The organism is Nocardia jiangsuensis (assembly GCF_042650385.1).
Taxonomy (GTDB): Bacteria; Actinomycetota; Actinomycetes; order Mycobacteriales; family Mycobacteriaceae; genus Nocardia; species Nocardia jiangsuensis.
In genome coordinates, this window is the sequence record NZ_JBHSAX010000017.1 from 16,286 (window position 1) to 41,337 (window position 25,052).

Sequence of the window (25,052 nt, forward strand, 5' to 3'; positions counted from 1 at the left end):
GCTGAAACCGGCCAGGATCTTCGATCTGGTGGTCACCGTGCTGACCGCCGCCATCGCCACCTGGATCATCACCAGGGTGGCCTACGGGCGATTTCCGCCGATCTCGGTGTTCGCGGGGGCGTCGCTGTACCCGGTCGCCGCGATCGAGGTCGCGCTGGCCTTCGTGATCAGGCAGCGGGTGCAGGACGACCGGATCGGGGCCGGGCCGCGCAGGCTGCACCCCATCACCGCGGCGCGGGCGGTGGCGCTGGCCAAGGCGTCGATCCAGGTCGGTGCGCTGGTGTCCGGGATCTGGCTCGGCTTCCTGCTCTGGGTCTTCCCGCGCAGCGGGAGCCTCGACGCCGCCGCGGCCGATGCCCCGAGCGCGGTGGTCGGGCTGATCGCCGGGGTCTGTCTACTGGCGGCGGCGCTGTGGCTCGAGTATTGCTGCCGGGCGCCCGACGACCCGACCGACGAAGCGGCAACTACTTAGCAAACGTTTCGAATGGAAATAATCACCGAGGCGGTGTTCGGCGCAGATCAACCCGGCTACCCTTGCGGACATGGTTTCACCCTCCCGTAGCAGCGCTTCCCGTCGACGGCGGGATGATGCGGGAAAGTTCTTCGTCGGCATCCTGGTCCTGCTCGGGCTGGTTGCCAGTGTTTTCCTGGTCTTCAGCAACAGCCTGCAGTACGCCAGGGTCGGGCTGGTCGCCGCGCTCTGGGCCGCGGCCATCGGCGCGCTCGCTGCCACGCGTTATCGCAAGGAATCCTCGGTCGACCGGGCGAAGGTTCGGGACCTGCAGGCCGTCTACGAACTCCAGCTGGAGCGCGAGGTCTCGGCACGGCGCGAGTACGAGCTCGGCGTCGAATCGCGGGTCCGCCACGAGGTCGGTGCGGACGCCGCCGAGCTGGCCGCGCTGCGCGGGGAACTGGCGGTGCTGCGCGCCAATCTGCAGCGGCTCTTCGACGGCGATCTGCCGGGGCAACGCCCGGCGCTGCACGCTGACGCCACCCGGGTGCACGAACTTCCCGGCCGATCCGCCGGAGCGGCGAACGGTAGCTCGTCGAATGCCGAATGGCCGACCCCGGTCTTCGAGCCGGGACATCCGGCCCCGCCGAGCTTCGCCACCCCCTACGACGAGCCGGTCACCGCCGAGACGGCGACCGTGCCCGAGGAGGACCCGGACCGCGCCCCCGGCTGGTCGGGCGCCTTCACCGAGGCCCCCGCCGACCCACCGCACGGCTCCACCGTCTGGTCCCCGCCCGCGCAGGGCGTGGAGCAGCCCAAGTGGCCGTGGGAGGTCAAGCAGCCGGACGGGAGCGTCGAGGACGTGCCCGGCCGCCGCGCCCCCGGCCCGGACGACGACGCGGACACCGGCCCGCAGCGCGCGGTGCCGCCGCGGCTGAGCAAGCCCGCGGGTGCCCCCGCGGCCGGAAGCGGCGCGGCCGGTGCGCGGCCTTCGGCGAGCAAGCCGGGGCCTCCGGCCTTCGGGAGCAAGCCGGGGCCTCCGGCTTCCACGAGCAGGCCGGGGACCCCGGCGTCGACGGGCAAGGCGGCGGGGGCGTGGCCGACCGCGGACAGAGCGACGGGTTCGCGGACGACCGCTGATAGAGCGGCGGGGGCGCGGCCGACCGCGGATGAAGCGGCGGGTTCGCGCGCGACCGCGGACGGGTCGGCCGGCTCGCGGACGACCGCGGGCGACCCGGTCGGCGCGCAGGCGTCGGCGGGCAAGCCGGACCGGGAGCAGGCGGGGCCGCGGCTCACCTCGGCCCCCGACCCGCTCTCCGGCGCCACCACCGGCCCGGCAGTGAACCCGGCCCGCGCCTCGGTCGGCACCCCGACCTCGGCGGTCTCGGGCTCGCCGGCCACCCCCGACGCCGCGGTCACCTCCACCTACGGCCTGCCGAGCACCCCACCCGCCGACCCGGCGGACCCGGCCGCGACGCCGGGCAGGGCCGCAGGCGGCGCGATCGGAACCCCGAGCGCGCGCCGCCGCCGCAGGGCCGACACCGAGGAGGACCCGTCGACCCGGCGGCTCTCGGTCGCCGAGATCATGGCCAACCTGCAGTCGGAGCAGAAGCGCGGCAGCTGACCCGGGCTGCGGCGTAGATCACCCCCGCTCCCCGTGGCGTCCGCTCGGCGTCGCTCTATATCCTCGTGTCGTACCGTCCGGTACCCGCCAAGCGGGACTGGAACGACATCGAGAGGACAGTGTTGACCTCGAGAAGCGTGGATTCTGCTGCCACGCCCGGCTTCGACCCCGCGCCCGCACGCCTGACGGTGGGAATCGTCTCGGCGGGACGCGTCGGTTCGGCTGTGGGCGCGGCGCTCGAGCGCGCCGGGCACGTGGTGTTCGGCGTCGCCGCCATCTCCGGCGCCTCCATCCGGCGCGCGGCCACCCGGCTGCCCGACTCCGAGATCCTGCCCGCCGAGCAGGTCGCCGCGCGCAGCGAGCTGCTCCTGCTCGCGGTGCCCGACGCCGAGCTCTCCGCGCTGGTGGCCGGGCTGGCCGCGGCGGGCGTGGTCCGGCCGGGCACGATCGTGGTGCACACCTCCGGTGCGAACGGTGTCGGCGTCCTCGCCCCGCTCACCGAGCTCGGTGCGCTGCCGCTCGCCGTGCACCCCGCGATGACCTTCACCGGCCACGACGAGGATCTGGCCCGGCTCGGCAACGCCTGCTTCGGGATCACGGCCGCCGACGAGGTCGGCTACGCCATCGCGCAGTCGCTGGTCATCGAGATGGGCGGCGAGCCGGTGCGGGTGCCGGAGGAGCACCGGGCGCTGTACCACGCCGCGCTCGCGCACGGCAGCAATCATCTGGTCACCGTGATCCTGGACGCCGTCGACGCGCTGCGCGCCGCGCTCGCCGGGCCTGGGCTGCTCGGCCAGCAGGCCGTCGACGAGCAGCCGAACGGGCTGGCCGAGCGGCTGCTCGCCCCGCTCGCCTCGGCCGCGCTGGACAACGCGCTGCGCCGCGGCCAGTCCGCGCTCACCGGCCCGGTCGCCCGCGGCGACGCCGACGCCGTCGCCGCGCACCTGGCCGCGCTGGCGGCGGCCGACCCCCTGATCGCCGACGGCTACCGGGCGCTCTCCCTGCGCACCGCGCAGCGCGCCCGCTCCGCCCCCGCCCTGCTCGACCTCCTGGAAGGACGTCGCTGATGGACCCCAAGCTGCGCGGAACCTTCACCCCCGGCCGGCTCACCGTGCACCACGACCCCGCGGTACTCGGGCAGGTGGCACGGGCGCTGCGCGCCGTCGGCCGCACCGTCGCGCTGGTGCCGACCATGGGCGCGCTGCACGAGGGCCACCTCGAGCTCGTGCGCCGGGCCAAGCGCACCAACCAGGTGGTGATCGTCTCGATCTTCGTGAACCCGCTGCAGTTCGGCGCGAACGAGGACCTGGACCGCTACCCGCGCACCCTGGACGCCGACGTGGAGCTGCTCCGCGGCGAGGGCGTCGAGCTGGTCTTCGCGCCGTCGGCCGCCGACATGTACCCGGACGGCCCGCGCACCACCGTGCAGCCGGGGCCGCTCGGCGCCGAGCTGGAGGGCGCCAGCCGCCCGACGCACTTCGCGGGCATGCTCACCGTCGTCGCGAAGCTGCTGCAGATCGCGCGGCCGAGCGAGGCCTTCTTCGGTGAGAAGGACTACCAGCAGCTCACCCTGATCCGGGAGCTGGTCCGCGACCTGAACTTCGACACCACCGTCGTCGCGGTGCCGACCGTGCGCGAGCCGGACGGCCTCGCGCTCTCCTCCCGCAACCGCTACCTCGACCCGGCCCAGCGCGACGCAGCGCTCGCGCTCTCCGCGGCGCTGGCCGCGGGCAGCCACGCGGGCGGGCTCGGCGCGGCCGCGGTACTCGAGGCGGCCCGCGGCGTGCTCGACGCCGCGGCGAGCGTCGAGCTGCACTACCTGGAGCTGCGCTCCGCCACGCTCGGCCCGGCCCCGGCGAGCGGGCGGGCCCGGCTGCTGGTCGCCGCCCAGGTCGGCGCCACCCGCCTCATCGACAACGTCGCCGTCACGCTCGGCGCCCCGATCGACGGCCACCCCACCACCCCCGCGGCCACGGCGTCCGCGCAGTAGAGAGAGGCGACGACGCGATGTTGCGCACCATGATGAAGTCCAAGATCCACCGGGCCACCGTGACCCACGCCGACCTGCACTACGTCGGCTCGGTCACCGTCGACCAGGACCTGCTCGACGCCGCCGACCTGCTCGAGGGCGAGCAGGTCTGCATCGTCGACATCGACAACGGCGCCCGCCTGGAGACCTACGTGATCGCGGGCGAGCGCGGCTCCGGCGTCATCGGCATCAACGGCGCCGCCGCGCACCTGGTGCACCCCGGCGACCTGGTCATCCTCATCGCCTACGGGATGATGGACGAGGCCGAGGTGCGCGCGTACACCCCGCGCGTGGTCTTCGTCGACGACCGGAACCGGGCGGTCGAGCTCGGCTCCGACCCGGCGCACGCGCCCGCGGGCTCCGGGCTGCTCACCCCGCGCACCCTGACGACCGCCTGACATGCTGCTCGCCGTCGACGTCCGCACCACGAGCACCGAGATCGGGCTGTTCTCCGGTAGCGGCGGGCACGCGAGCCTGGTCCGGCAGTGGCGGATGCGCACCGACCCGCTGATGACCGCCGACGAGTTCGCCATGTACCTGCGCGGGCTGGTCGGGGCGCGGCTGGACGAGGTGATCGGGGTGGTCGCGCTGGCGACCGTCCCGCCGGTGCTGCGCGAGCTGCGCACCATGCTGGAGCGGTACTACGAGAACGTCGCGCACGTGGTGGTCGAGCCGGGGGTGCGCACCGGCATCCCGCTGCTGGTGGACAACCCCAAGGAGATCGGCGCGGACCGGATCGTGAACGCGCTCGCCGCCTACCACCGGTACGAGGGCGCGGCCATCGTCGTCGACTTCGGCACCGCCACCACCGTCGACCTGGTCTCGGCCAAGGGGGAGTTCCTCGGCGGGGTGCTCGCGCCCGGCGTCGAGATCGCGAGCGAGGCGCTGATCGAGCGGGCCGCGCTGCGCCGGGTCGAGCTGGCGCGGCCGCGCGGCGTGGTCGGCAAGAACACCGTCGAGGCCATCCAGTCCGGTGCCGTCTTCGGTTTCGCCGGGCTGGTGGACGGGCTGATCGACCGGGTGCGCGACGAGGTCGCCGCCTTCGCGGGCAACGACGTCACGGTGGTCGCCACCGGTGCCGTCGCGCCGCTCATCGTGCCCGAGTCGGAGACCATCGACCACTACGAACCGCACCTGACGCTGACCGGGCTGCGGCTGGTCTACGAGCGCAATCAACAGCGGAAGCGGGGCTGACGTGGCCGAGCGCACAGCCGCTGGTGCGGCTCCCGTGGCGCTGCTAAGCTGACCGCCGTGATCAACGGCACGCGCCCCCAGGAGTGTTGTCGAGGCTGACCGCCTCGACCGTTCGAGGCATCGCGACCTCGACCGTTCACGACTTCTGGAGATCCGCTCGTGCGTTCTTCCGTTCTCTCCCTGCCTCGCTCCTACACCGTGGCCCGTGACGCCAAGTCCGCGTTGCCGCCGGTCGACCGCTCGACGGCGCCCGCCCTCCCGACTCGGCTGCGCCCGGCCGACCTGCTTCGCATCACCGACGAGGGCGCCGAGGACGTGCTGGCGGGGCGGTACGACCACATACTGCCGGACGGCGGGCAGTGGCCCGTCGAGGAGCGCTGGGCCGGCAGGCTCAGCTCCGACGACGAGGTCGACGTCTGGCTGATCAGCTGGACGCCGGGCAAGTCCACCGAGCTGCACGACCACGCGGGCTCGCTCGGCGCGCTCACCGTGCTCAGCGGTGCGCTCGCCGAATACCGCTGGAACGGAAGCGAACTCGGGCACCGCACGCTGGAGGCGGGCGACCAGGGGTCGTTCCCGATCGGCTGGGTGCACGACGTCATGCGGGCCCCGGAGGCCCCGGTCGCCGACCCGGCCGCCGAACCGACGCTGAGCGTGCACGCGTACTCGCCGCCGCTCACCGCCATGTCCTACTACGAGGTGACCGGCCACGGCACGCTGCGCCGCACCCGTACCGTCCTCACCGATCAGCCCGAAGGTGATATGTGATGGCCACGCTGACCATCGACCAGATGCTGCAGAACGCCCGCGCCCGGCTGCGCAGGCTGCCATCGCACGAGTACCCGGCCGCGCTGGAGCGCGGCGCCGTCCCGGTCGACATCCGCCCGCAGGCCCAGCGGGCCAGGGAGGGCGCGCTGCCCGGCGCGCTGGTGATCGAGCGCAACGTCCTGGAGTGGCGGCTCGACCCGAGCAGCACCGCGCGGATCGCGCTGGCCACCGATCACGACGTGGAGTGGGTCGTCGTCTGCTCCGAGGGGTACACCTCCAGCCTGGCCGCCGCCGCGCTGCAGGAGCTGGGGTTGCGCAATGCCACCGACCTCGAGGGCGGCTACCGCGGGCTGGAGGCGGCGGGGCTGCTGCACGCCGGGATCCGGGTGCCGCACTTCGCCAGGGAGGTCGCCTCCCTGGCGACGCTCTGATTTATCGCCGGTCCCGCACCCCCGCTAGGGTTGGGGCTTGTGAGCACCGCGAACAGGTCATCGGCAGTGGGGTCCATCGATCCCGACGTACCCGAGCAGATGCGCATTCGCCGCGAGAAGCGGGAGCGGCTGCTCGCAGCGGGGCACGAGCCCTATCCGGTGATCGTGCCGCGCACGCACACGCTGGCCGAGATCAGGGCCGCCTATCCGGAGCTGGAAGCCGATACCGCGACCGGGCTGCGGGCCGGTGTCGCCGGGCGCATCATTTTCCTGCGAAATACCGGCAAACTCTGCTTCGCGCAGCTGCAGGAGGGCGACGGCACCACACTGCAGGCGATGATCAGCCTCAACGGGGTCGGCGCGGATTCACTCGCCGCCTGGAAGGCCGATGTCGACCTCGGCGACTTCGTCTTCGTGCACGGCGAGGTGATCTCCTCGCGCACCGGCGAATTGAGCATCATGGCCGATTCCTGGTCGATGTCGGCGAAGGCGCTGCGGCCGCTCCCGGTGGCGCACAAGGAACTCGGCGAGGAATCCAGGGTGCGGCAGCGCTACGTGGATCTCGTGGTGCGCCCGGAGGCCAGGCACAATGCCCGCACCCGGGTCGCCGTGGTGCGCGCGCTGCGCTCCGCGCTGGAGCGCCGAGGCTTCCTCGAGGTGGAGACGCCGATGCTGCAGACGCTGCACGGCGGCGCGGCCGCGCGCCCCTTCGTGACCCACTCGAATGCCCTCGACATGGACCTCTACCTGCGCATCGCGCCGGAATTGTTCCTCAAGCGCTGTGTGGTCGGCGGGCTGGAGAAGGTCTTCGAGATCAACCGCAACTTCCGCAACGAGGGCGCCGACTCCACGCATTCGCCGGAGTTCGCCATGCTGGAAACGTACGAGGCCTACGCCACCTACGACGAGTCGGCCCGCATGATCCGGGAATTGGTGCAGGAAGTGGCGCAGGAGGCGCTCGGCACACAGCGGGTGATCCTGGCCGACGGCACCGAATACGACCTGTCGGGCGAGTGGACCACGGTCGAGATGTATCCTTCCCTCTCCGATGCGCTCGGAACCGACATCACACCGGAAACCACGGTGCCGGAATTGATCGACCACGCCGAGCGGGTCGGGCTGGAAATTCCGCAGGGCAAGGGCTATGGCCACGGCAAACTCGTCGAGGAACTGTGGGAACACACCTACGGCGACAAGCTCTATGCCCCGACATTCGTGCGCGACTTCCCGGTGGAGACATCACCGCTCACCCGGCAGCACCGGACCCGCGCCGGCGTCACCGAGAAGTGGGATCTGTATGTCCGCGGCTTCGAGCTGGCTACCGGATATTCGGAGTTGGTCGATCCGGTGATCCAGCGGGAACGCTTCATGGATCAGGCGCGGCTGGCCGCGCAGGGCGACGACGAAGCCATGGTTCTGGACGAGGACTTCCTCACCGCGATGGAACACGGGATGCCGCCGACGACCGGAACAGGGATGGGAATCGATCGCTTGTTGATGGCGCTCACCGGTCTCGGAATCCGGGAAACGATACTCTTCCCAATTGTGCGACCGGTCACCCGCTGAGCCGTTCGTTTGCATGTAGGTTGCCGTCTTGGAATTCTGTGAATTCGAGGTATTCTTGCCTCGGGTATTCGGCCTGGTACCAGGGTCGCACGATTTCGAGAGGACGTTCATCTCATGGCAAAGAAGGTCACTGTAAGCCTGATCGATGATGTCGACGGTGAGTCCACCGCGGACGAGACCATCGAGTTCGCAATCGACGGGGTGTCGTACGAGATCGACCTGTCGACGTCGAATGCGGCGAAGCTGCGGGACGGGCTGGAGGAGTGGGTTTCGAGTGCGCGCCGGGTGAGCGGTCGGCGCCGGGTGAAGGCGGCCGCCACGGGCGCGACCGCCGCGCCGAAGAACCGCGTTCCGATCGATCGCGAACAAAGCGCGGCAATTCGTGAGTGGGCGCGCCGGAACGGCCACAAGGTTTCCGCCCGCGGCCGCATCTCGGCCGACATCACCGACGCCTACAACAAGGCCGCCAAGGCCTGAACACCTCGGCGACGAGCCGCTGCCAGGGTGAATCGTGCGACACTCCGGCAGCGGCTCGTCGGCGTGCCGAGCTCTTCGTCTTGCCCAGGAGACCTCCGACGCGGCACCATGAGAGCCGTTGTGACCGTCATCGGCGGTACGGGGAGAGATGAGGTATCGGGCGCGGTGACCGGAACGGGCGGCTCCTTCCTGCGTTTCACCGACGACACCGGGCGCCAGCACGAGCTGGAGCTCGCACCGGAGAACCAGCGGATCACCATCGGGCGGGCCCCGCAGGCCGACGTGGTGCTGAGCTGGGACGCCGAGGTGTCGCGGCTGCACGCCGCGGTCGAGTACCTGGGTTCGCAGTGGACCATCGTCGATGACGGGCTCTCCCGCAACGGCACCTTCGTCAACGGTGAGCGGCTGGTCGGCAGGCGCAGGCTGATGGCGGGCGACCGGATCCGGATGGGCACCTCGCTGCTCTCCTTCCACGACTTCACCGGCGGGGTGGACGACGCGACCCGCACCTCCACCGCCGCCATCCCCACGCTGCGCTCGCTCACCGACACCCAGCGCTCCGTGCTGGTCGCGCTGTGCCGGCCCTACAAGAACGGCACCGGGTTCGCCACCCCGGCCTCCAACCAGCAGATCGCCGAGGAGCTCTTCCTCAGCGTCGACGCCATCAAGACCCACCTGCGGGCGCTCTTCGCCAAGTTCGGGGTGGAGGATCTGCCGCAGAACCAGAAAAGGGTGCGGCTGGCCGGGCTCGCCATGCAGAGCGGGCTCATCTCCGATCGGGATCTGTAGACGATCCGGTAGGTGCCCGAGCTTCTGACGTATGGAGCGCGGGCCCGCGCGGCGGTTGACTCGAAGCCGGAAGTTCCACCACCGGCAGGAGAAGTCACATGAACGGCATTCGGATCGCCACTCTGATCGCGGCGGTCGTCGGCACCGGCCTGGTCGCCGGGTTGTTCTACGCGTACGCCATCTCGGTGCTGCCCGCGCTGCGGCAGACCGACGACCGCGTGCTGCTCGACGTCATGCAGCGGATCAACGTCGTCATCATCAATCCCTGGTTCCTGATCGCGTTCATCGGGAGCATCGGATTCACCGGGCTCGCCGCGGTGCTGCACCTCGGCTCCGAGTACCGCGCGGTGCTGGGATGGATCGCAATCGGATTGGCGCTCAACGTGTTCGCATTCGCCGTCACGATCGCGCTGAACGTTCCGCTGAACAACATGCTCGACGCGGCGGGCGATGTGAACTCGATCGCGGATCCGGCCGCGCTGCGCGCCGAATACGAATCCCCCTGGGTGCGTTGGAATGTACTGCGCGCGGTTCTGCACACCGCCGCGTTCACGGTGCTCTGCGGCGCGCTCTTCGTCGCCGGAATTCGGCATGCCGAGCACGGCTGAGCGCGGTATACCGATTGCGGCAGAGACGTTTTCGACTGGAAGAGTGTGCCGAGGCGGTGGCGCGGGCAATTCTCGCACCCGCGCCGATTCGTACGCTTGTGCATTTTCCGCGGACGGGCGGCGCCGGGCGCGGTGAATTCCCGACCGGCCCGCGCGGCGGCCGCGGCGCCGGAAATTCCCCCACGAGGTGTCCGGGGAGCCCGCCGGGAACGATCCGGGCCGCCCCGGCGTTACACCTACGACAGCAGCCGGCGCCGCGGCGTGCGATCCGGCCCCCGACCCCGCCCGCCTCCCCGTTCGCTCACAGCGGAACGGGGTCGGAAACGAATCCCCGACCCGCGGCGTTGGCAAGGATGACCACCGAGTCACCGGGTCGCAATAAGGTGGACCGGAAGCGACACGACCCCCCGCCAACTAGAGTGGAGGCGGGGGCTGCAAGCCCCGGGCTTCATGGCAGGCTGACGTGACACCAGTCCAGCTGGAAGCGTCGATCGCCGGATTGTCGGAGCAGGAGAGTGAGGGAGCGATGTTCGAGAGGTTCACCGACCGCGCGAGGCGCGTCGTGGTCCTGGCCCAAGAAGAGGCCAGGATGCTCAACCACAACTACATCGGCACCGAGCACATCCTGCTTGGGTTGATCCACGAGGGCGAGGGCGTCGCCGCCAAGTCCCTGGAATCCCTCGGCATCTCGCTGGAGGGTGTGCGCAGCCAGGTGGAGGAGATCATCGGCCAGGGCCAGCAGGCCCCGTCCGGGCACATCCCGTTCACCCCGCGTGCCAAGAAGGTGCTGGAGCTGAGCCTGCGCGAGGCGCTGCAGCTCGGCCACAACTACATCGGCACCGAGCACATCCTGCTCGGGCTCATCCGCGAGGGCGAGGGCGTCGCCGCCCAGGTCCTCGTCAAGCTGGGCGCCGACCTCAACCGGGTGCGTCAGCAGGTCATCCAGCTGCTCTCCGGGTACCAGGGTGGCAAGGAGGCGGTCGAGTCCGGCACCCGCGGCGAGACCGGCACCCCGTCCACCTCGCTGGTGCTCGACCAGTTCGGCCGCAACCTGACCCAGGCCGCCCTGGAGGGCAAGCTGGATCCGGTGATCGGCCGGGCCAAGGAGATCGAGCGGGTCATGCAGGTGCTGAGCCGCCGCACCAAGAACAACCCGGTGCTGATCGGCGAGCCCGGCGTCGGCAAGACCGCCGTCGTCGAGGGGCTGGCCCAGGCCATCGTCAACGGCGAGGTGCCGGAGACGCTCAAGGACAAGCAGCTGTACACCCTCGACCTGGGCTCCCTGGTCGCGGGCAGCCGCTACCGCGGTGATTTCGAGGAGCGCCTGAAGAAGGTGCTCAAGGAGATCAACACCCGCGGCGACATCATCCTCTTCATCGACGAGCTGCACACCCTGGTCGGGGCGGGCGCGGCCGAGGGCGCCATCGACGCGGCCTCGATCCTCAAGCCCAAGCTGGCCCGCGGTGAGCTGCAGACCATCGGCGCCACCACCCTCGACGAGTACCGCAAGTACATCGAGAAGGACGCCGCCCTGGAGCGCCGGTTCCAGCCGGTCCAGGTGGGCGAGCCGACCGTCGAGCACACCATCAACATCCTCAAGGGGCTGCGCGACCGGTACGAGGCGCACCACCGCGTCTCCATCACCGACGGCGCGCTCGTCGCGGCCGCCACCCTGGCCGACCGGTACATCAACGACCGGTTCCTCCCGGACAAGGCGATCGACCTGATCGACGAGGCGGGCGCGCGGATGCGCATCCGCCGGATGACCGCGCCGCCGGATCTCCGCGAGTTCGACGACAAGATCGCCGACGCCCGCAGGGAGAAGGAGTCCGCGATCGACGCGCAGGACTTCGAGAAGGCCGCGCGGCTGCGCGACAAGGAGAAGCAGCTCGTCGCCAAGCGCGCCGAGCGGGAGAAGCAGTGGCGCTCCGGTGACCTGGACGTCGTCGCCGAGGTGGACGACGAGCAGATCGCCGAGGTGCTGGCGAACTGGACCGGCATCCCGGTCTTCAAGCTCACCGAGGAGGAGACCACCCGGCTGCTCCGCATGGAGGACGAGCTGCACAAGCGGATCATCGGCCAGGAGGACGCGGTCAAGGCGGTCTCCAAGGCGATCCGCCGCACCCGTGCCGGGCTGAAGGATCCCAAGCGCCCCTCGGGCTCGTTCATCTTCGCCGGCCCGTCCGGTGTCGGTAAGACCGAGCTCTCCAAGGCGCTGGCGAACTTCCTCTTCGGCGACGACGACGCGCTCATCCAGATCGACATGGGCGAGTTCCACGACCGCTTCACCGCCTCGCGGCTCTTCGGTGCCCCTCCCGGGTACGTCGGCTACGAGGAGGGCGGGCAGCTCACCGAGAAGGTGCGCCGCAAGCCGTTCTCGGTGGTGCTGTTCGACGAGATCGAGAAGGCGCACCAGGAGATCTACAACACGCTCCTGCAGGTGCTCGAGGACGGCCGCCTGACCGATGGCCAGGGCCGCACGGTCGACTTCAAGAACACCGTGCTGATCTTCACCTCGAACCTCGGCACCTCGGACATCTCCAAGGCGGTCGGGCTCGGCTTCGCGCAGTCGAACGCCGCCGGCTCGAACTACGAGCGGATGAAGCTCAAGGTCAACGACGAGCTGAAGAAGCACTTCCGCCCGGAGTTCCTGAACCGCATCGACGACGTGATCGTCTTCCACCAGCTCACCAGCGAGCAGATCGTCATGATGGTGGACCTGATGATCAACCGGGTCGCGACCCAGCTGCGGAACAAGGACATGGAGATCGAGCTCGCCCCACAGGCCAAGAGCCTGCTGGCCAAGCGCGGGTTCGACCCGGTGCTCGGTGCCCGTCCGCTGCGCCGCACGATCCAGCGCGAGATCGAGGACCAGCTGTCCGAGAAGATCCTCTTCGGGGAGCTCGGTGCGGGGCAGACGGTCGTCGTCGACGTCGAGGGCTGGGATGGTGAGGGGTCCGGTGAGGATGCCAAGTTCACCTTCTCCACGAAGGCGAAGTTGACCAAACCGGTCGTCGCGGAGTCGGAAGCCGTGCTCGCCGCCGCCGGTGAGGGTTCTTCCGTCGATCTCTCCGGCGAGTAGTCGTCAGCTCGGGAAGGCCCGCTCCCCTCCGGGGGAGCGGGCCTTCCCCGTTGTGCGGGGGTTCGGGGGCGGAGCCCCCGAGTGATCAGTTCTCTTCTTTTTCCGGGCCGGGAACGGCGGCGAGGCGGGCCTGGGCGGGGAGGCGCGCCGCCACCCGGAACCCACCACTCGGGCGCGGCCCCGCGGTGAGCGCACCGCCCAGTTCGTGCGCCCGCTCCCGCATACCGATGATCCCGTCCCCGCCGCGCGGCCCGGGGACCCGCGGCGGCGGAGCGGCGGGCCGGGTGTTGTCGACGGTGATGTCGACCGAATCGGCGGCATACCGAAGCGTCACCGTCGCCTCTGCCCCCGGCGCGTGCCGCTGCACGTTGCGCAGCGACTCCACGACGATCCCGGCCCCGACCGCATCGATCGCCGCGGGCAGTGGCGCAGCGGTGCCGATCACCCGGTACGTCACGGCGACCCCGGACGAGCGAGCCCGCTGCATGATCCCGTCCAGATCATCGAGGCTCGGCGCATCCGGCTTGGGCGCAGGCCTCGGCGCCGCGGGAACCTCGGCGGGCTCCGCCCGCCGAGCCTCCTTCTGCGGCCGAGCCAGGAATCCGGCCGTCCGCCCGAGCAGCCCCTCGTCCCGCACGGGACGATCGTCACCCGCCTCCGGCTCCTCCGCCCGCACCCCGGTCCGGCGCAGACTGCTCAGCAGCTCCTGCGCGTCCTCGAGCGCGGCCCTGCTCGCCGTCTTCACCGCCGCGAGCGCCACCACCACCTGCTGCGGCTTGCGCTCGGCCAGCTCCAGCGCGAGCCCGGACTGCTTGTTGATGGCGGAGAGGCTGTGCACGACCACCCCGTGCAGCTCCTCGGCGAGCGCGAGCCGCTCGGCAGCGCTCTCCCGCTCGCGCAGCGCGATGCCCTCCCACGGCTCGGCCTCCTCCAGCCGCTGCGCGTAGCGCACCAGCTCGGCGCGCTGGCGGAGCAGCTCGGCGGTGCCCGCCAGCGCGACCGCCCAGCCGAGCGCGCCGAGCGCCTGCCAGCCGTGGGTCTCCCGGCCGAGCAGCGCGGGCAGCGGCCAGACCATGCACAGGTAGGCCACCGGTATCGCCGGGTAGGTGTAGCGCGGCGGCGCTACGGCGGCCGCGGCGAGGAAGGCGGCGGCGGGCGCGGCGAGCGCCGGGAGATAGTGCTGCCCGAGCAACGGGTAGGCGATCGCCACCGCGAACACCACGTACAGCACCGGCAGCGGGTGGTATCGGCGCAGTACCAGCGCGACCGGACCGGCGATGAGCAGCGCGGTTCCGAGCGCGTCCAGCGGGTCGGTGGCGACCTCTCGCAGGTCGAGCGCGAAGCCGATGGCGAGCTGCAGCACCGCGACCCCGCCCGCGAGCCCCCAATCCCACACCACCGAACCGCGATTCGTCTCACCTGGCGCTCTCACCCCGCCAGACTATGCGCCGCGGCCGCACGGCGCGGCAGGAGTACACACCCCCGCCGCGTACTCCGGGCACACCGCCGGTGACCACGGGTATGGTCTCGGGATGGTCGATCAGTCGATTCGTCTTCCGGATCTGTCCGCCCGGCCGCACGAGCTCGCGGTGGAGCGGGTCATGTCCGCCTCGGCCGGCCTGCTCTTCGCGGCGTGGACCAGGGGCTTCGATCTGTGGCTGGCAGAACCTGATTCGCTGCTGCTGTCCGGTGCGGTGAATACCCCGTTCTTCTTCGAGACCGAGAACGGCGGCGTCCGGCACCCGCACTACGGCCGGTTCCTGCGGCTGGAGAACGAGCGGCTGGTGGAGCTGACCTGGGTGAGCGCGGATACCCGCGGCGCCGAGACCGTGGTCTCGGTGCAGTTCGTCCGGCAGCCGCGCGGCATCCGGCTGCGGCTGCGGCACTCCGGCTTCGCCGATCCGGGCGCAAGGGACGCGCACCGGGATGCGTGGCCCGCCGTGCTGGAGCAGCTGGACAAGCGGCTGAGCGCGGTCGGGTAGTACCGCGCCGCCGGGGCGAGTAGGTTCGTCGCGAACCCCCGCACTCCCTCCCGAAAGGATCGTGATGCCAACTCGTAGCGCGCGCACCGCGTGGACCGGCGGCCTGCAGGACGGCTCCGGCCAGGTCGAACTGGCCAGCTCGGGCGTCGGCAAGTACGACGTGTCGTTCCCGAAGCGCTCGGCCGACGACGCCGGCGGCGCCACCAGCCCCGAGGAGCTCATCGCCGCCGCGCACTCCTCCTGCTACGCCATGGCGCTCTCCGCACAGGTCGCCGCCGCCGGCGGCACCCCGGAGAGCCTCGACGTCACCGCCGACGTCACGCTCGGCCCCGACCCGGACGGCGGCTTCCGGATCAGCCGGATCGCGCTGACCGTGCGCGGCAGGGCGGCGGGCATCGACGCCGACCAGTTCGCCACCGCGGCCGCCGAGGCCAAGGCGGGCTGCCCGGTGAGCAAGGCGCTGGCCGGCGTCTCCGACATCACGCTGGACGCGACCTTCGAGTCCTGACCGGTACGGCGGCGCCGCCGGCTCGGGCGAACCAGCGCCGCGCGGCCGGGGTGTACATGGCAGCCACCGCGACCAGCACCGCGAGCACGTGCACCGCGCGCACCGCGGCGAGCAGCAGCCCGTGCGGTCCGAGCGCGGCGAAGGGGTCGGTGAGCGAGTCCGCGGAGAGCAGCCTGGCCGCGGGCTCCACGACCAGCGATGCCAGCCCGGCGACGCCGATGCCGACGGTGAGCAGCCCCCGCGCCCAGCGGTCACCGTGCACCATGCGCAGCACCACCGCGAGAACCAGCAGGTAGAGAGCGCCTCGCCAGAGCAGCGGGGCGGCGCCGGTCTCATCGATCCGGGCCAGCCCCTCCAGGACCCCCGCGGCGAGCGCGGTGAGGAATCCGGCGCAAGCCACCCGGACCGGGCGCGGCGCCGCCGGACCGGTGGCGGGGATGGAAAGCGAACGGGCAGTGTCGGCCATGACGCCGACACTGCCCGCTCCGACGCGGACCGCGGATCACGCCGCGGTAGCGACCTCTTCCCGTACCGGGGTACGGGGTCCGGCCGCGAACTCGGTGAGCGCCGCGAACAGCAGCCCGAGCGCAACCCACAGCGTGCCGGAGACCGCGAGCGACGAGACCCGGAACTCCCACAGCAGGCTCGCCGGGAAATCCGCCCCGACCTCGTCGACGCCGGGGAGCAGCACGTAGCCGAGGGTCACGACGACGACGAAGGCCGCGACCCCGCCGATCAGCCGCACGGAGTGCAGCTGATCGGCCAGCAACCGGTAGCCGTAGGCCGCCGCGGCGACCGCGACCAACCCGAGCAGCACGGCAGCCACCCAGAGCCAGGTGCGGTCGTCGATGGTCTCCGGATCGCCGACCGCGGGCGGATTCGCCGGGTACTTGAAGAACGGAACGAGCACGACGGCGAGCCAGCCGGCCAGTGCGACCGCGAGGCCGAAGAGCGGCCCGCCGCCGAACCGCCGCAGCAGGTACACCGCCGCGCCGACGATCACGCCGAACGCCGCACCGGCGAGGCCGAGCGCGAGGAACTGCCCGAACTTCTGCCCGTCCCGGCTGACCAGCGCCTCGTCCTCGTCGTGCGAGTGCCCGGCCGGTTCGCCGGTGTGCGGATGGGCCGCCGCGGCCGCCTCCTCGATCGCGATGGCCGCGTCGACCTTCGGCTCACCGACGAAGTAGCCGACGGTGGCCGCGAGCAACCCCGCGATCACCCCCGCGAGCAGCCCCCGCAGCAGCAGGGTCCGCAGGGGTTCGGTCAGTGGCACGGAAGCCCCAGCAGGTGCCGTCCGTCGTGCATCAGCTCGTGCAGGTACATCCCGGAGCGGGAGACGGCACCCTGGTCGAAGCCGACCAGGTAGAGCGTGAGCAGGGCGAGCAGGACGACGCCGACCGTGACCAGGATGGTGGCGAGTGATTCCGATACCCGGGATGCGGGCGAGTGCGCGATGGCCATGCGAGTCCTCCTGGGGTGTACGCGACCCCGTCGTTTCGACGCGACGGTGCCGGTGTCTGGCTCTGAACAGTGGCGCGACCGCTCCGGAGTCTCACCGGATTACCGCAACACCCTCGCTGCTTCCCCGGAAACTGTGACATCGCAAAACCCCCCTCGTCAACAGCGTGACGAGGGGTGATCGCAACCGGGGTCAGCCCTGCGGCTTGCCTGCCACGTCGAGCACGACCTCGAACTCCAGCAGCGACGCGCCGGTCGCCACCGGCTTGCGCGCCTCGCCCGCGTGCGCCTCCCGCGCCGGGCCGTCCCGCCAAGCGGCGAACGACTCCTCGGACTCCCACTGCGTCACCACGAAGTACCGGTTCTCCCCGGCCGTGGGGCGGAGCAGCTGGAAGCCGAGGAACCCGGGGGAGTTCTCCACCGCGTGTGCCCGGTGCGCGAAGCGCTTCTCCAGCTCGGCGCCCGCGCCCTCGGGAATCTCGATCGCATTGATCTTCACAACAGCCATGGTTCCAACGTAGCGGCTCGCGCCGCCTACGCTCGGTGCCCATGCTCTACGACGAAGGCGGCACGGGGGTGCCCATCCTGTTGCTGCACGGGCTGATGGGCAGCGCGCGAACCTGGAGCGATCAGCTCGGGTGGCTGCGCGAGTTCGGCCACGTGTACACCTTCGACGCCGCGGGGCACGGGCGTCCGGCCCCCGCCGAGCTCGGCACCGAGGCCTTCGTCGCCGATCTGGCCGCGGCCACCGCGGCGATCGCGGACCCCATGGTGCTGGTCGGGCACTCGATGGGGGCGCTGCACGGGTGGGTCTTCGCGGCCGCCCACCCGGAGCGGGTGCGGGCGCTGGTCGTGGAGGACATCGCGCCGGATTTCCGCGGGCGCACCGCGGCCGGGTGGGCGGCCATGATCGACGGCTGGCCGCAGCCCTTCCCGGACGAGGCGGCGGTGCTGAGCTATTTCGGCGATGTCGCCGGGCGGTATTTCCTGCGCGCATTCCGGCGGGACGGCGACGGATATCGGCTGCACGGGGCCGTGTCGACATTCCGGGATATCTCCGAGGAGTGGGGCGGCCGCGATTTCTGGGCGCAGTGGGAGGCGCTGCGAATTCCGGCCCTGCTGATCGAGGGCGAATTCACCATCACGCCCGCCGGACAGATGCGGCGCATGGCCGAGCGGGCAGGCACCCGCTACGTGTGGGTCGCGGGCGCCGGGCACCTGGTGCACGACGAGCAACCCCAGCGCTACCGCGAGGAAGTGGAGTCGTTCCTGCGTGACGTGCTCACCCGCGGATAGCCCGGACGGCGCGGCGGACTCGCGCTCCGAGAGAGCGACGAGCGGCGCTTCGCGTGCGGTGGCCCCGGTGCGCTGCGGGGCAGCGTACGGTGCCGGGGCCGGTGGCTACCGGCTTCCCTCGCCCGCCAGGGCGAACAACCCCTCGGCGGTCTGCTCGATCAGCCCGTCCACCAGCAGCGAATCCAGCGCGCGGGCGCGCTGCCCCGGATCCCGCGGCCAGGCCAGGTCCAACCGCAGCCGCTCGACCGGCCCGTCGGCGGCGCGCAGCACGTCGAGCAGGCGGCCGCGCGCCTGCCGGTCGGTGCCCTCGTACTTCTGCGTCTTCCGCACCACCTCGGCGGCCGGACGCCCCGCGGCGACCCATGCGCAACGCGGCAGCGGGCATGCCGCGCAGGCGGGGGAGCGGGCCGTGCAGACGGTGGCGCCCAGCTCCATGAGCGCCGCGGAGAAGACGGCCGCACGCTGCACCCGGGCGGGCAGGAGCGCCTCGGTCTCCGGCAAATCGCGCGGCGACGGGTTGCCCGCGTCACCGAGCCCGTGCACCGCGCGCGCCACCACCCGGCGCACATTGGTGTCGACGACCGGCACCCGCTGCCCGTAGGCGAAGCAGGCCACCGCGCGCGCGGTGTACGCGCCGATGCCGGGCAGCGCGAGCAGCAGTTCCACGTCGTCGGGCACCTCGTCGCCGTACCGCTCGGCCAGCACCGTCGCGCACTCGTGCAACCGCAGCGCCCGGCGCGGATACCCGAGCTTGCCCCAGGCCCGCAGCACCTCCCCCTGCGAAGCGGCCGCCATGGCCGACGGCACCGGCCAGCGGGCCACCCATTCCCGCCAGATCGGCTCCACCCGCACCACCGGCGTTTGCTGCAGCATGATCTCGCTCATCAGGATCTGCCACGCCGTCACCCCGGGCCCGCGCCACGGCAGGTCCCGCGCGGTGGCGGTGTACCAGTCGATCAGCACACCGGTGTCGATCGCTCCGTACTCCGGCAGCGTGCGCGCGGCAGCGCCCTTCCTCACGGTTTCCCACCTCGTCCTGCACAATGGTCGCTATGCCTGGTTCCAACCCGATCAGCTCGTGGAAGTCCCTGCGCGAGGGTAACGACCGCTTCGTCAACGGCACGCTGCAGCATCCCGGCCAGGGAGTGGCCGACCGTGCCAAGCTCGTCGGCGGGCAGCATCCGTCCGCGATCCTGTTCGGCTGCGGCGATTCTCGCGTCGCCGCCGAGTTGATCTTCGATCGCGGCCTCGGCGACATGTTCGTGGTGCGCACCGCTGGTCACGTGGTCGACGGCTCGGTGCTCGGCTCCATCGAGTACGGCGTCGCGGTGCTGGACGTCCCGCTCATCGTGGTGCTCGGCCACGACAGCTGCGGTGCCGTGAAGGCCACCATCGACACCCTGGACGGCGGCGCCGTGCCCGGCGGTTTCATCCGAGACGTGGTCGAGCGGGTCGCGCCATCGATCCTGGCAGGCAGGCGCGAGGGGCTCTCCACCGTCGACGAGCTGGAGGCGCGGCACGTGGTGGAGACCGGCAACCTGATCACCGAGCGCTCGGCGATCGTGGCCGAGCGGGTCAAGGCGGGCACGCTCGCCATCGCCTGCGTGAACTACAAGCTCGCCGAGGGCAAGGCCTGGCTGCACCACGTGATCGGGGACATCGGCGAAGCCGTCTGAACACGGTCCCGGACATCCGCCCAGGTAGGCCTGGTCCCCGGCGGCCGGGAGCGGCCGACACGCCGAGGCCCTCGGCCCACGATCCAAGCGCTGCGCTTACCGTTGAGGCGTGCTGGAACCCACTGGGCCGCTGCCTCCCGAGATCTACTGGCGACGTCGTGTTTTCGCCATCGGCATTCTGGTCCTCGCGCTCGCGCTGGTGATCTGGCTGGTGGTGATGGTCGCCAGGGGTGGCACCTCGCCCGGCGGCACGGCCGCGACGAGCACGACGACGGAGTCGAACGCGCCCGCGGGCGGCTCGGGTGCGAGCGCGGCGAGCAGCTCGGCCGAGTCGGATGTGGCGCCGTGCTCGGACCAGTCGCTCGCGGTGAAGGTGAGCGTCGGCCAGCCGACCTACCGCAGGGGCGAGCAGCCGGTGTTCGGCATCGTCATCACGAACATCTCCGCGGCCCCGTGCAGCAGGGACATGGGCTCGGGCATGCAGCAGATCTCGGTGCAGACGCTCGACGGCACGCGCAGGCTGTGGAACAGCGTGGACTGCTACCCCGACGGCCAGCCCGACATCAGGACGCTGGAGCGCGGCCAGCAGGCGGCCTTCACCGTGACCTGGTCCGGCTCGACCTCGCAGCCGAACTGCGCGGGCGAGCGGGTGCCGGTGCCCTCCGGCGCCTACGCCGTGCTGGCGCAGCTCGGCGGGGTCCGCAGCACCGCCGAGCCCTTCAACATCGGCTGAGCGGCGCTCGGCCGGGTCCGCGGCCGCCGGGCCCGACGGCAGCCGGGTCACCTGGCCGCGGCGGTGGCCGGCTACCCGGCCGGACCGGGCGGCGGGCTCAGCCGACCTCGGCGACCTCCGCCGGGGCCGGGCGCGCCCGCCGGATCCCGGCCAGCCGCAGCGCCGAGCGCACGTCGGCGACCTCGTGCACCTTCATGCCGGTCTTGCGGGCATCGAAACCGGGCGGAACCAGCGCGGTGGTGAAGCCGAGCCGCTCCGCCTCGGCCAGCCTGCGCGCGGCATTGGTCACCCGGCGCACCTCACCGGCCAGCCCGACCTCGCCGAGGATCACCCACCCCGGCGGCAGCGCGACATCCCGCGCCGCGCTCGCCAGCGCCAGCGCGACCGCCAGATCGGCCACCGGCTCGACCAGCCGCATCCCGCCGACGGTGGCGGCGTAGACGTCCTGCTTGCCCACGTACACCCCGCAGCGGCTCTGCAGCACGGCAAGGATCATCGAGACCCGGTTGTAGTCCAGCCCGCTCACCGCGCGCCGCGGCGCCGGTGCCTGGGTGTCGACGGTGAGCCCCTGCACCTCGCTCACCAGCGGGCGCTTGCCGTCCATGGCCACGGTCACCGCGGTGCCGGGCACGGTGTCGGTGCGGTGGTGCAGGAAGAGCCCGGAGGGGTCGGCCACGCCGACGATGCCGTCGTCGTGCAGCTCGAAGCAGCCCACCTCGTCGGCGCTGCCGAAGCGGTTCTTCAGCCCGCGCACCATGCGCAGCGTGGTGTTCTTGTCGCCCTCGAACTGCAGCACCACGTCGACCAGGTGCTCCAGCGTGCGCGGCCCGGCGACGCTGCCGTCCTTGGTGACGTGCCCGACCAGCAGCACCGCGACCCCGCTCGCCTTGGCCAGCGAGGTGAGCGCGGCGGCCACCGCGCGCACCTGGCTGACGCCGCCGATCACGCCGTCCTCGGCCGGGGCGATCATGGTCTGCACCGAGTCGACGACGAGCAGCGTCGGCCGCACCTGCTCGACGTGACCGAGCACGACCGCGAGATCGGACTCGGCGGCCAGGTAGACCCGCTCGTGCACCGCGCCGGTGCGGTCGGCGCGGAGCCGCACCTGCCCGGCCGACTCCTCCGCGGTCACGTACAGCGAGCGCTCGTCCCGCGCCGCGGCCCAGCGGTGCGCGACCTCGAGCAGCAGCGTCGACTTGCCCACCCCCGGCTCGCCGGAGAGCAGCACCACCGAGCCGGGGACGACGCCGCCGCCGAGCACCCGGTCCAGCTCGTCCACCCCGGTCGCCCGCGCCCTGGTGACCGTGGAGTCGATGCTGGTGAGCGGCGCCGCCGCGGTGCTCGGCAGCATCGCCCTGCGCGCGCCCGGCCCGGCGGCCGCGGCGATCGGCGCGGCCTCCTCGACGGTGCCCCAAGCCCCGCAGCCGGGGCACTTGCCCACCCATTTCGCCACGTCGTGCGAGCACGCGGAGCATCGGAAGGTCGGCTTGAGTTTGGCCACACCGGCACCTTACGGCCGGGCGCCGACAGGCCCACGAACGCGGACGGCCGCCGCACCGCGAGGTGCGACGGCCGCAGGCGGAACGGGGAGCGGTCAGTGTCCGCCCGCGCCCTCCTCGGCGGGGCCGGACAGGTCGGACAGGTGCCGGTCGACATACAGCCCGGCGTCCACCGGCACCGAGACCTGCACGGTGCCGTTCTCCTTGAAGTTGAACGACACGGTGTAGGTGAGACCGGGCGAGATCGGCTTGGTCAGCCCGGTGATCTCGATCTTGGCCGGCTTGGCCTCGGGATCGGTGCCGAGGGCGGGGGCGCCCTCGGTGTCGAGACCGGGCACCGCCGTCCCGCTCGGAGCCGGCGTGGTGGTGCTCGGGGCCGGGGTGGTGGTGCTGCTCGCGGCGCCGCCGTGCCCGCCGGGGCTGTGCGCCGCCTCGGCCGCCGCGACCTCGCCGGCGGCGACGACGATCTGGCTCGGCCCGACCACGACCCGGCTCTGCCCGGCGGGCGGGGTGATCCGCACCGGGCCGAGATCGGTGGTGATGCTGGTCAGCTCGTCGGTGACGGTGCTGCTGTTGTTGACGATGGAGAGCGCGATCACCGCCGAGCCGCCGACCTGGAGGGTCTGCGTCTCCTTCGGGTAGACGATGTGCACATTGAGCAGGGAGAGCTGTCCGACCTCGGCATGGGTGCCGTTGATGGCGGCCTTCTGATCGGCGGTCTGCGCGATCTGTCCGGCGCTGCACCCGGTGAGCGCAAGAGCGGCGCCCGCTGCCAGCGCGGCGCAGGCAGTCACAGCTTTCATGGCAATCACGGGTTGTCCTCCATGTCGACCGGGCTCGTCCCTCGGGGGGCAGAGTACTAACTAGGCAGCGTAGTAGTCGAGAGCCGGGCCCGCTGCGGCGGGCGGCGGTCCGGGCCGGACACGGGGCACCCGGCATCCGTTCGGTAACAGTTCCGCGGGCGGGATTGCGGTCCGCGCCACCCGGCAACTCCGATGCACCCTCAGGTACTGGCGATATAGCCTACGCGCACAACAGAATGCACACCGTTTCTCGCCTGTCAACCCCTGTGGTCTGCCCGTTGTGGCCCTGACCTGCACAGTTGATCGCACCGTTATCGAGCCGCATGTTAAACTGTGAACATCGAAAGGGGCACGGGACACATGATTTTTAAGGTCGGAGACACCGTCGTTTACCCCCATCACGGAGCGGCGCTGATCGAAGCAATCGAGACTCGCACCATCAAAGGCGAGCAGAAGGAGTATCTGGTCCTCAAGGTCGCCCAGGGCGATCTCACTGTTCGAGTCCCCGCGGCGAATGCCGAATATGTCGGCGTCCGGGACGTTGTCGGCCAGGAAGGCCTCGATCGGGTCTTCCAGGTTCTGCGCGCGCCGCACACCGAGGAGCCGACCAACTGGTCCCGCCGCTACAAGGCCAACCTGGAGAAGCTCGCCTCCGGCGATGTGAACAAGGTGGCCGAGGTGGTTCGGGATCTCTGGCGTCGTGAGCAGGACCGCGGTCTATCCGCCGGCGAAAAGAGGATGCTGGCGAAGGCTCGCCAGATTCTCGTGGGCGAGCTGGCGCTGGCCGAGGGCACTGACGGCGACAAAGCCGACATCATTCTCGACGAGGTACTCGCCGCGGCTTCCTGACCGCGAGCACGTAATTCTGTGAACAACGCCGACCGCGTCGTCGCGTTGGTGCCTGCCGCCGGCCGGGGTGTTCGTCTGGGTGAGAATCTGCCCAAGGCGTTCGTCCCGGTCGGCGGCACGCCCATGATCAAGTTGTCCGTTGACGGGTTGATCGCCTCCGGGGCGGTCGACGAAATCGTCGTGATGGTCCCGCCCGAGCTGGTAGAGAGCGCCGTTGCCCTGCTCCCCGGCTCGGTGCGGGTCGTCGTCGGCGGTTCGGAGCGCACCGATTCGGTGCGTGCCGGGCTGGCGGCCGCCGCCGACGCCACGCACGTCCTCGTGCACGACGCCGCCCGCGCCCTCACCCCGCCCGACCTCGTGCGCCGCGTGGTCGCCGCGCTGCGCGCCGGGCACGATGCCGTCATCCCCGCGCTGCCGGTGGTCGACACCGTGAAGAGCGTCGACGGCGACGGCATCGTCACCGGCACCCCGGATCGCGCCGGGCTGCGCGCCATCCAGACCCCGCAGGGCTTCGCCGCCGAACCGCTGCGCCGGGCCTACGCCGATCCGGCGCTCAGCGCCACCGACGACGCCGGGCTGGTCGAGCGGCTCGGCATCGCGGTGCACACCGTCGCGGGCGATCCGCTGGCGTTCAAGATCACGACCCCGCTCGATCTGATTCTGGCGGGCGCGGTGCGCGCGGGCGAACGGCAGGCGGTATGACGATGCGGGTCGGAATCGGCAGCGACGTGCACCCGATCGAGCCGGGCCGCCCGTGCTGGATGGCGGGATTGCTCTTTCCGGACGACGACGGCTGTTCCGGTCACTCGGACGGCGATGTCGCCGCGCACGCACTGTGTGACGCTTTGCTCTCCGCCGCCGGGCTCGGCGATGTCGGCGCCGTCTTCGGCACCGGCCGCCCGGAATGGGCGAATGTCTCCGGGGCCACCATGCTGACCGAGGTCCGCAGGCTGCTGGACGAGGCCGGATTCGCCGTCGCGAATGCCGCGGTGCAGGTGATCGGCGATCGCCCCAAGATCGGCCCGCGCCGCGGCGAGGCGCAGAAGGTGCTCGGCGAACTGCTCGGCGCCCCGGTCTCGGTCTCCGGAACCACCACCGACGGGCTCGGGCTCACCGGCCGCGGCGAGGGCATCGCGGCGATCGCCACCGCGCTGCTGCGGCCACGCTGAACCCCCGCGCGCCGCTCGGCGGCGTGTCCAGCGGAGCCGCCGCGTCGGCGGGGCTTTTAT

General features: G+C 71.6%; 29 protein-coding genes and 1 riboswitch. Of the genes, 21 read left to right on the forward strand and 8 right to left on the reverse strand.

Going from position 1 to position 25,052, the window contains the following annotated elements; all coding sequences use genetic code 11:
- Position 1 precedes the first annotated feature (1 nt).
- From ACFO0B_RS19425 to ACFO0B_RS19485, 13 genes are all read left to right on the forward strand, one after another.
- A complete protein-coding gene (locus ACFO0B_RS19425; protein ID WP_378614556.1) occupies positions 2-472 on the forward strand; it encodes a DUF3180 domain-containing protein in 471 nt (156 codons plus the stop codon).
- 70 nt (positions 473-542) lie between these two features.
- Entirely contained in the window at positions 543-2,075 is a 1,533-nt protein-coding gene (locus ACFO0B_RS19430; RefSeq protein ID WP_378613940.1) for a DUF6779 domain-containing protein, read from the forward strand.
- 137 nt (positions 2,076-2,212) lie between these two features.
- A complete protein-coding gene (locus tag ACFO0B_RS19435) occupies positions 2,213-3,142 on the forward strand; it encodes a Rossmann-like and DUF2520 domain-containing protein (protein ID WP_378613941.1) in 930 nt (309 codons plus the stop codon).
- On the forward strand, positions 3,142-4,065 hold the full coding sequence (gene panC, locus ACFO0B_RS19440) for a pantoate--beta-alanine ligase (RefSeq protein WP_378613942.1): 924 nt from the start codon (positions 3,142-3,144) through the stop codon (positions 4,063-4,065). Before ACFO0B_RS19435 ends, panC begins: the two co-directional genes overlap by 1 nt.
- A 17-nt stretch (positions 4,066-4,082) precedes the next feature.
- On the forward strand, positions 4,083-4,502 hold the full coding sequence (gene panD, locus ACFO0B_RS19445; RefSeq protein WP_378613943.1) for an aspartate 1-decarboxylase: 420 nt from the start codon (positions 4,083-4,085) through the stop codon (positions 4,500-4,502).
- Position 4,503: 1 nt separating this feature from the next.
- Positions 4,504-5,298 (forward strand): type III pantothenate kinase, encoded by a 795-nt coding sequence (locus tag ACFO0B_RS19450; RefSeq protein ID WP_378613944.1) that lies wholly within the window; start codon positions 4,504-4,506, stop codon positions 5,296-5,298.
- Between the two features lie 222 nt (positions 5,299-5,520).
- Entirely contained in the window at positions 5,521-6,066 is a 546-nt protein-coding gene (locus tag ACFO0B_RS19455) for a cysteine dioxygenase (protein WP_378614557.1), read from the forward strand.
- 8 nt (positions 6,067-6,074) lie between these two features.
- Entirely contained in the window at positions 6,075-6,497 is a 423-nt protein-coding gene (locus ACFO0B_RS19460) for a rhodanese-like domain-containing protein (RefSeq protein ID WP_378614558.1), read from the forward strand.
- Positions 6,498-6,596: 99 nt separating this feature from the next.
- The gene (gene lysS / locus ACFO0B_RS19465; protein ID WP_378614559.1) at positions 6,597-8,063 is read left to right on the forward strand and encodes a lysine--tRNA ligase; all 1,467 of its coding nucleotides are present in this window, start codon (positions 6,597-6,599) and stop codon (positions 8,061-8,063) included.
- Between the two features lie 114 nt (positions 8,064-8,177).
- A complete protein-coding gene (locus tag ACFO0B_RS19470) occupies positions 8,178-8,540 on the forward strand; it encodes a histone-like nucleoid-structuring protein Lsr2 (RefSeq protein WP_378613945.1) in 363 nt (120 codons plus the stop codon).
- Positions 8,541-8,705: 165 nt separating this feature from the next.
- A complete protein-coding gene (locus ACFO0B_RS19475; protein ID WP_378613946.1) occupies positions 8,706-9,329 on the forward strand; it encodes an FHA domain-containing protein in 624 nt (207 codons plus the stop codon).
- A gap of 98 nt (positions 9,330-9,427) precedes the next feature.
- Positions 9,428-9,937 carry an anthrone oxygenase family protein gene (locus ACFO0B_RS19480; RefSeq protein ID WP_378613947.1) on the forward strand — a complete coding sequence of 170 codons (510 nt, stop codon included), beginning with the start codon at positions 9,428-9,430 and terminating at the stop codon, positions 9,935-9,937.
- A 526-nt stretch (positions 9,938-10,463) separates the two neighbouring features.
- Positions 10,464-13,019 (forward strand): ATP-dependent Clp protease ATP-binding subunit, encoded by a 2,556-nt coding sequence (locus ACFO0B_RS19485; protein WP_378613948.1) that lies wholly within the window; start codon positions 10,464-10,466, stop codon positions 13,017-13,019.
- An 85-nt stretch (positions 13,020-13,104) separates the two neighbouring features.
- Here ACFO0B_RS19485 and ACFO0B_RS19490 read toward each other — a convergent pair whose 3' ends face one another.
- Positions 13,105-14,451 (reverse strand): sensor histidine kinase, encoded by a 1,347-nt coding sequence (locus tag ACFO0B_RS19490; protein WP_378613949.1) that lies wholly within the window; start codon positions 14,449-14,451, stop codon positions 13,105-13,107.
- A 100-nt stretch (positions 14,452-14,551) separates the two neighbouring features.
- On the opposite strand from ACFO0B_RS19490, the gene ACFO0B_RS19495 reads away from it, so the two are divergent.
- Both ACFO0B_RS19495 and ACFO0B_RS19500 read left to right on the forward strand, forming a co-directional pair.
- The gene (locus tag ACFO0B_RS19495) at positions 14,552-15,001 is read left to right on the forward strand and encodes an SRPBCC family protein (RefSeq protein WP_378613950.1); all 450 of its coding nucleotides are present in this window, start codon (positions 14,552-14,554) and stop codon (positions 14,999-15,001) included.
- Between the two features lie 64 nt (positions 15,002-15,065).
- The gene (locus ACFO0B_RS19500; protein WP_378613951.1) at positions 15,066-15,509 is read left to right on the forward strand and encodes an OsmC family peroxiredoxin; all 444 of its coding nucleotides are present in this window, start codon (positions 15,066-15,068) and stop codon (positions 15,507-15,509) included.
- Here the strand turns inward: ACFO0B_RS19500 and ACFO0B_RS19505 are convergent.
- The 4 genes from ACFO0B_RS19505 to mhuD form a co-directional block, all read right to left on the reverse strand.
- Entirely contained in the window at positions 15,481-15,975 is a 495-nt protein-coding gene (locus ACFO0B_RS19505) for a hypothetical protein (protein WP_378613952.1), read from the reverse strand. The genes ACFO0B_RS19500 and ACFO0B_RS19505 overlap by 29 nt on opposite strands.
- A 36-nt stretch (positions 15,976-16,011) precedes the next feature.
- A complete protein-coding gene (locus tag ACFO0B_RS19510; RefSeq protein WP_378613953.1) occupies positions 16,012-16,782 on the reverse strand; it encodes a CbtA family protein in 771 nt (256 codons plus the stop codon).
- Positions 16,773-16,970 (reverse strand): CbtB domain-containing protein, encoded by a 198-nt coding sequence (locus ACFO0B_RS19515; RefSeq protein WP_233015676.1) that lies wholly within the window; start codon positions 16,968-16,970, stop codon positions 16,773-16,775. The genes ACFO0B_RS19510 and ACFO0B_RS19515 overlap by 10 nt, the downstream gene beginning before the upstream one ends.
- Positions 16,971-17,000: 30 nt before the next feature.
- A riboswitch (cobalamin riboswitch) is annotated at positions 17,001-17,127 on the reverse strand.
- Between the two features lie 33 nt (positions 17,128-17,160).
- On the reverse strand, positions 17,161-17,475 hold the full coding sequence (gene mhuD, locus ACFO0B_RS19520) for a mycobilin-forming heme oxygenase MhuD (protein WP_233015677.1): 315 nt from the start codon (positions 17,473-17,475) through the stop codon (positions 17,161-17,163).
- Positions 17,476-17,516: 41 nt separating this feature from the next.
- Between mhuD and ACFO0B_RS19525 the strand changes: the two genes are divergently transcribed.
- The gene (locus ACFO0B_RS19525) at positions 17,517-18,263 is read left to right on the forward strand and encodes an alpha/beta fold hydrolase (RefSeq protein ID WP_378613954.1); all 747 of its coding nucleotides are present in this window, start codon (positions 17,517-17,519) and stop codon (positions 18,261-18,263) included.
- A gap of 105 nt (positions 18,264-18,368) precedes the next feature.
- On the opposite strand, the gene ACFO0B_RS19530 is transcribed toward ACFO0B_RS19525, so the two are convergent.
- Positions 18,369-19,283: an A/G-specific adenine glycosylase gene (locus ACFO0B_RS19530; RefSeq protein WP_378613955.1), complete on the reverse strand. Its 915-nt coding sequence runs from the start codon at positions 19,281-19,283 to the stop codon at positions 18,369-18,371.
- Positions 19,284-19,315: 32 nt separating this feature from the next.
- Between ACFO0B_RS19530 and ACFO0B_RS19535 the strand changes: the two genes are divergently transcribed.
- The gene (locus ACFO0B_RS19535) at positions 19,316-19,939 is read left to right on the forward strand and encodes a carbonic anhydrase (RefSeq protein WP_378613956.1); all 624 of its coding nucleotides are present in this window, start codon (positions 19,316-19,318) and stop codon (positions 19,937-19,939) included.
- A 109-nt stretch (positions 19,940-20,048) separates the two neighbouring features.
- A complete protein-coding gene (locus tag ACFO0B_RS19540; protein ID WP_378613957.1) occupies positions 20,049-20,672 on the forward strand; it encodes a hypothetical protein in 624 nt (207 codons plus the stop codon).
- Positions 20,673-20,769: 97 nt separating this feature from the next.
- Here ACFO0B_RS19540 and radA read toward each other — a convergent pair whose 3' ends face one another.
- Positions 20,770-22,173 carry a DNA repair protein RadA gene (radA, locus tag ACFO0B_RS19545; RefSeq protein ID WP_378613958.1) on the reverse strand — a complete coding sequence of 468 codons (1,404 nt, stop codon included), beginning with the start codon at positions 22,171-22,173 and terminating at the stop codon, positions 20,770-20,772.
- A gap of 93 nt (positions 22,174-22,266) precedes the next feature.
- Positions 22,267-22,974, reverse strand: a complete 708-nt coding sequence (locus ACFO0B_RS19550; protein WP_378613959.1) for a hypothetical protein — start codon at positions 22,972-22,974, stop codon at positions 22,267-22,269.
- A gap of 360 nt (positions 22,975-23,334) precedes the next feature.
- Here ACFO0B_RS19550 and ACFO0B_RS19555 point away from each other — a divergent pair, with 360 nt between their 5' ends.
- Genes ACFO0B_RS19555 through ispF form a run of 3 tightly spaced genes read left to right on the forward strand, consistent with a single transcriptional unit; the run spans position 23,335 to position 24,992 of the window.
- Positions 23,335-23,823: a CarD family transcriptional regulator gene (locus ACFO0B_RS19555; RefSeq protein ID WP_233015683.1), complete on the forward strand. Its 489-nt coding sequence runs from the start codon at positions 23,335-23,337 to the stop codon at positions 23,821-23,823.
- 18 nt (positions 23,824-23,841) lie between these two features.
- A complete protein-coding gene (ispD, locus tag ACFO0B_RS19560) occupies positions 23,842-24,525 on the forward strand; it encodes a 2-C-methyl-D-erythritol 4-phosphate cytidylyltransferase (RefSeq protein ID WP_378613960.1) in 684 nt (227 codons plus the stop codon).
- A 2-nt stretch (positions 24,526-24,527) separates the two neighbouring features.
- The gene (gene ispF, locus ACFO0B_RS19565; RefSeq protein WP_378614560.1) at positions 24,528-24,992 is read left to right on the forward strand and encodes a 2-C-methyl-D-erythritol 2,4-cyclodiphosphate synthase; all 465 of its coding nucleotides are present in this window, start codon (positions 24,528-24,530) and stop codon (positions 24,990-24,992) included.
- Positions 24,993-25,052: the final 60 nt, after the last annotated feature.